3 protein-coding genes are annotated in these 6,000 nt (G+C 43.6%); 1 reads left to right on the forward strand and 2 read right to left on the reverse strand.

All coding sequences use genetic code 11. From position 1 onward, the window contains the following. The first annotated feature begins 44 nt into the window (after positions 1–44). Positions 45–935, forward strand: coding sequence for an ArsR/SmtB family transcription factor (locus ECA1_RS12500; RefSeq protein WP_005227282.1), 891 nt, complete (start codon positions 45–47; stop codon positions 933–935). Positions 936–1,007: 72 nt separating this feature from the next. Here ECA1_RS12500 and kimA read toward each other — a convergent pair whose 3' ends face one another. Together kimA and ECA1_RS12510 are read right to left on the reverse strand one after the other, a co-directional pair. Further along, positions 1,008–2,831 carry a potassium transporter KimA gene (gene kimA, locus ECA1_RS12505; RefSeq protein ID WP_060792634.1) on the reverse strand — a complete coding sequence of 608 codons (1,824 nt, stop codon included), beginning with the start codon at positions 2,829–2,831 and terminating at the stop codon, positions 1,008–1,010. Positions 2,832–3,048: 217 nt separating this feature from the next. Beyond that, positions 3,049–5,754, reverse strand: coding sequence for a YhgE/Pip domain-containing protein (locus tag ECA1_RS12510; protein ID WP_060792636.1), 2,706 nt, complete (start codon positions 5,752–5,754; stop codon positions 3,049–3,051). Positions 5,755–6,000 lie beyond the last annotated feature (246 nt).

Here is a 6,000-nt window from a genome sequence, read left to right on the forward strand (position 1 = left end):
GTTAACATTCAAGTAAATCAAACAGTTTAAGCGGAGGTGACACGATGCAATTAGAAATCAATCAAGAAGCATTGCCTGTCTATGAGGCACTTGCCAGTAACGTGCGAATCAAAATCATTCAATTGCTGGCTAAAAACAAGATGAATGTCAAAGAGTTGGCACAGGAGTTGGGCTTAAGCAGCGCTATCATTACGATGCACATCAAAAAATTAGAAGAAGCCAAAATCATCAAAACAGAGCGTGTGGGACAAAAAAAGATTTCCAGTTTGAGAGTGGATCATATCGATATCAACTTTCCTGAGAAAATCTTTAATGCCTTTGATACGAAAGAAACGGCGATACCGATCGGTCATTATACAAATTATTCGGTAGAACCAACGTGCGGGCTTGCTACTTCAGCTGATTTTGTGGGAATGGTGGATGAACCGAAGTTTTTCATGGATCCCCGACGAATGGATGCCCGCATCTTGTGGTTTACGAAAGGATTTGTTGAATACCAATCGCCAAACTTCTTAGCAAGAGAAGAAAAACTTGAAATGATGGAGATTTCAATGGAAGTTTCGTCTGAATTTCCTTTTTCCAATAACAACTGGCCGTCAGACATCACCTTCAGCTTAAATGGTGTGGAGCTTGGTACATGGACTAGCCCAGGGGATTTTGCAGATATTCGCGGCAAGTATACACCGGATTGGTATCCAGACAATCTCAATCAGTACGGGTTATTGAAGACGATCCGCATCATGGATCACGGAACCTACATGGAAGGTGTTCCTCTTTCCGACATTACGATCAAGGATATACCTGCCTACGAAGATACGTGGCACTTAAAAGTGGAAGTCAAAGAAGATGCCGAGCATGTCGGCGGTTGTACCCTCTTTGGCAAGGGGTTTGGGAATTACGATCAGGATATCAAACTGAAAATGTTTTATAGCTAAAAAAAAACGCTAGTCTTAGCGGCTGCCCCAAACATTTCTTTTGGGAATCAGGTCGCTAAACTAGCGTTTTTGTTATTTCTTCAAATGGTAACTGTACGTACTTACAATGATGTTCTCACGCCAAGAGAGTCTGAAACGCAAGCGCAGGCTTGTTTGGTTGTGCAAAATATTTTGCCAGCGACGTCTTGGGACAAACTGTGGAATGATGACGGTCGTTGTGTAATTGTGTTTGGCTGCATTGCGGCTGACTAGATCCACATAACGCAAGATGGGATTTTCAATCGAACGATACGAAGAATGAACGACGGAGAAACGCACGTCTGGGAATTTTTGCTTAAATTCTTGTTCGATCTCTTTTTCTTTCTTCACATCTTCATCCAACGAGACGTGCATCGCCACGACATAATCACCAATCGATTGGGCATAGTTCAATGCGCCGATATTTACTCGGGTAACATTTCCGACGAGAACGATCACGGTATTTCCTTCATAAACATGCAGTGCTTCTTGTTTTTCCAATCGCAGCTGTTCTGCGACTTTTTTATAATGATCATGGATCTTGTAAAAGATATACAAGAGGATCGGCATGATAATGAAGAATGGCCAAATATCGCCTAAGCGATACACGAACAAGATGGCAATGATCGCAAAAGAAATCAAAGCCCCAATGATGTTGGCGATCGATTTAAAGAACCAGCCTTTGCCTTCTTTTTTCCATTTGACGACCATTCCGCTTTGGGATAGTGCAAAAGGAATGAATACCCCGATGGAATACAACGGAATCAAACGCTCGGTCGATCCTTGGAAGATAAACAATAGGACGATGGAACCAGCAGCTAAGGTGATGATCCCGTTTGAGTAGCCGAGACGATCCCCACGGTCTTGATACATGTGTGGCATATATTTGTCTTTGGCTAAGTTATACGCCAACACGGGGAAGGCGGAAAATCCAGTATTTGCGGCAACTGCTAAAATCAGCGCTGTGGCAAATTGCAAAACGTAGTACATAAACCCATGACCAAAAACAGCAGAGCCGATTTGAGATAGGACGGTCACTTCTGCTTCTGGTACGATACCGTACCAATAGTTGATAAAAGTGATACCGACGAAGAAGAACCCTAAGATCGCAGCCATGATCGTCAAGGTCGCAGCTGCATTTTTCGCCCGTGGTTTTTTGAAAAATGGCACCGCGTTACTGATCGCTTCGACCCCCGTCAAAGAAGAGGAACCTGATGAGAAAGCCCGTAAGATCAAGGCTACGGATACCCCAGGTACGACAGCTCCTGGCAGTGCGGTTGCATTCAACGGTTGCGCACCCGTTATGATATTGTACAAGCCGACCACGATCAAGACTGTGATCACTGCGATAAAGGTGTAGACAGGAATCATTAAGAAGCTAGCTGATTCTCGCAGCCCTCGCAGATTCATCATCATGATCAAGAGCACGATCACGACAGAAATCGCCACTTGATGGCCGAACAACGCTGGCACAGCAGAAGTGATGGCTTCCGCCCCTGCTGAGACGGATACTGCTACTGTCAGCATATAATCGATCAACAGTGAGCCGCCGGCAATCAGGCCCGCATTTTTCCCTAAATTTTCACTACTTACTACATACGCCCCACCACCGTGAGGGTATGCATGAATGATCTGACGGTAAGACAAGGTCAATGAAATCAAAAGAATAATAACAAAAGCAGCGATCGGTAATGAATACCAGATAGCAGCAGCGGAAAGTGCCACTAATACGACAACGATCTGCTCTGTCCCATAAGCAATCGAAGACAAAGCATCAGAAGATAGCAACGCAAGGGCCGCCGTCCGGCTCAGTTTTTGTTCATCATTCTCTGCGGATTTCAATGGACGTCCGACCAACAAACGTTTCAAATACTCCACTTTTTCTACACTCCTTTTCATGAAAAAATCCTTCGTTAAACTTGTAACGATATCCTCACAAATATTGAATTATCAAGACTGTATGCTACTCTTGTAACCGCGAAAAGTCAATGAAAATCAGATGAAAAAACGACCCTTTTTCCCTCTTTTGATTATTAGAAATTTCACGTGATGGCACAAAAGCAGAAAGAACAAATGCTCTTTCTGCTTTTCGATGTTAGTGGAAGAAATGACTTTCTTTGGAAATGTCGCTTAATTTCTTCGTAGAGTTGACTAGATAAGGATACGCGTAGGTACCGACGATCCCAAAGACCAGGAACAAAATCGTTAAAATAACCAATTGTGGCACGGCATTTGGCCAATAGATCCCGCCAGCTGATTCTCTTAACAGATTGACTGCATGGGTAAATGGCAGCAGCGGATTAATGAATTGGAAGAACTTCCCAGAAACTTGGATCGGGTAGTTTCCTCCCCCACCTGAGATGGAGAGAACCAAAATGATGATGGCGATCCCTTTCCCGAGGTTGCCGAACAGTCCTGCCAGTACGTAAACGATCATCATAAAGGCGAGTCCGACGAGTAATGCGAAGAAGACACTGTACACTGGATTGTGGACATCAACGCCTAATAAAAACATATTTCCTAGGGTCACGATCAAACTTTGGGCGACTGCCATCGTCAAGAACGTCAGCATTCGTGCCACAAAGGTTTCACGTTGGGTAAAGCGTTTTTTGTCTTTCTTCTCTAAATGATACTCCGTTGTAGCGACACTTGACAACAATAATGCCCCTACCCACAAACACAATGCGGTATAAAACGGGGTGCTAGCTGAACCATTGTTGGCGATTGGATAGATTTCATTGCTTTTTAATTCCACTGGTTGTTTGAAGAAGTCGGCTTCATCGGTGGCATCAAGTTTCAATAATTTGATGACTTCCCCAAGATCGACTTCATTTTCGCCTGCTCGGATCGCATCAGCGGCTTTGTGGATGCCTGCTTTGATACTTGGCCAATCGTTATTGATCAAATCGACAGCCGCATCCAAGGCTTTTTCAACTTCTGGCAGTTTTTCATCCACCATTGCCATCGTAGAGCTGATTTCTGATTTGATAGTTGGCCAATCGTTTTGCAAGAAGTTTACGGCCAGCCCTAATTTTTCTTCGACCACTGGCAATTCGTTGTTGTACAGGTCGGTTCCTTTGTTGATGGCATTGACGATTTCATCCATGTGACCATTCAGCATCGTATTGGCATCGTGCAATTCTTGCTTGATGGCAGGCAATTCTTTTTGGTATTTTTCCAAAATCGTCACGGCATTGCTGACCACTGATTTGGTGGAAGACAGCAACGAGTCAAAATCGATCTCTTGGGCTTTTTTCAAGACATCTTCGGCGGTGGTGATGGTTTCGATTAGTTTGGTTAGGATGTCGTTGATGGTGGTGGTGATTGAATCAACATTGATGCTGTTCATGAGATTGGCAACGTTTTGAGCAGCTGCGGTAACTTGATCGAGATACGCTGTAATTTCATCAACAGACCCATTTTGAACAAGGTTATTCAATTGCGATAGGCGGTCAGATAAAACACCTAACGTTGTTTTGGCATTGCTTAGTTGTGCAATGATGCCTTCTAGGTCGGCGTTACTACCAGAATTCTGAATATTGGTTAAAAAGGCAATCAACGAATCCAAGGCTGCTTGTTGTTGTTGGATGTTCTTTTGAAAATCAGTGATCGTTGCACTGATTGCTTGACGCTCTTCATCCGTTAGTTCATTGTCAGCCAGCGCTTGGCGAATCGTACTTGTTAGACCAGCAGTGGTTGTTGCCACTTGACTGATCGACTCAATCGTCACCTTCACACTGCTAGAAATACTTGGCAGGGCATCTTGCAATTGTTGCGCCCCATCTTTGGTCGCGGTGGCGAAGCTGGCGGCTTGGTCGCCTAGTTGTTCGATCTGTGGTAAAGCGGCTTGCACTTGTTCAATGACTTGCAGTCCTTGCTTGGCGGTGTCGATGCCATCCGTCATAGTGCTGGCAATGTCATCGAAATCATCGTCGATCATCTTCAATTGCTTGCCAGCATTTTGGATCTCTGGGATCTTTTCTTGCAAGGTCAAAATGATGCTGGCTTCTTTCTTCAATGCAGGCAGCTTATCGTTTAAGCCGATCAGTTTTTCCCCCATGGCATCGACTTGTGGGATATAATCGGTGAATTCTTCGGCTTTTGCGATCTTTTCTTTGATTTCTGGAAACTTATCGTGCAAGGTGACGATCTCTTTCGTATAGCCATCGATCGTAGCCAAATTGTCATCGGTGTCTAAGATCATCGATTTGACTTTGTTGATGCTGACTAAGTTGGAATCAATGTCATAGCCGATTTCATTGAAGACTTTTATCAACGTGGAGCTGGCGGTTTCAATAAAGTTTTGTGAGATCTCTTCTTGAAGGCTGCTGGCTCCTTTATCGGTGATTTTTGGTGCGATAGCGTTGATTTTTTGGTTGCTATAATACTCGATGGTCGGTTTTTCGATTTTCCCGCTGGTAAAGCTGATCAGATCATCTGAAAAATCCGCTGGCAGATAAATACCCGCGTAATATTTTCCTGACTTGACCCCTTCTACTAAGTCCTCTTTTGAATCCAAGAAACGCCAGCCCAACTGCTTGTTTTTATGGAGGGTATCGATGACTTCATCACCGATATCGATGTGCTTGTCTTGAAATTCTGCCCCTTTATCCGCACTGTAAACGGCGATCGGCAATTCACTGGTGTTGCCGTATGGGTCCCAGAGGGCTTTGATATTGAACCACGCATAAAGCGAGGGTAAAATCATTAAGGCAATGATCAAAAATGCAGAGATTGGATTGCTGAAAATTCGTTTCCAGTCCAGTTTATATAAATAGAAAACATTCTTTAGTTTATTCATTTTTTCTTCCCCCACTAGTTCTTCGTCGAAGGATAATTTACCATGTTTTTCCCCTGCCGCCAACGGCTAGGATCGACCAAGAAAAGTCCTTTTGACAAATGGACGTTTTTGTCAAAATGAAACCCCTTTACTTTTTGTTTTTTTTCGCTTATTGTTAAACTTTCTTTAACTTTACCATGATGGCGAAAAACACACCACTCATATCCTTTGATCTGTTTTTTTACAGGCCTTTCCTATACAAAAAAA

This window comes from Enterococcus casseliflavus NBRC 100478, from assembly GCF_001544095.1.
Taxonomy (GTDB): domain Bacteria; phylum Bacillota; class Bacilli; order Lactobacillales; family Enterococcaceae; genus Enterococcus_D; species Enterococcus_D casseliflavus.

Coding starts and splice junctions, on each gene's coding strand:
- ECA1_RS12510 (WP_060792636.1), bottom strand. CDS start 5,754: ATGAATAAACTAAAGAATGTTTTCTATTTATATAAACTGGACTGGAAA.
- ECA1_RS12500 (WP_005227282.1), top strand. CDS start 45: ATGCAATTAGAAATCAATCAAGAAGCATTGCCTGTCTATGAGGCACTT.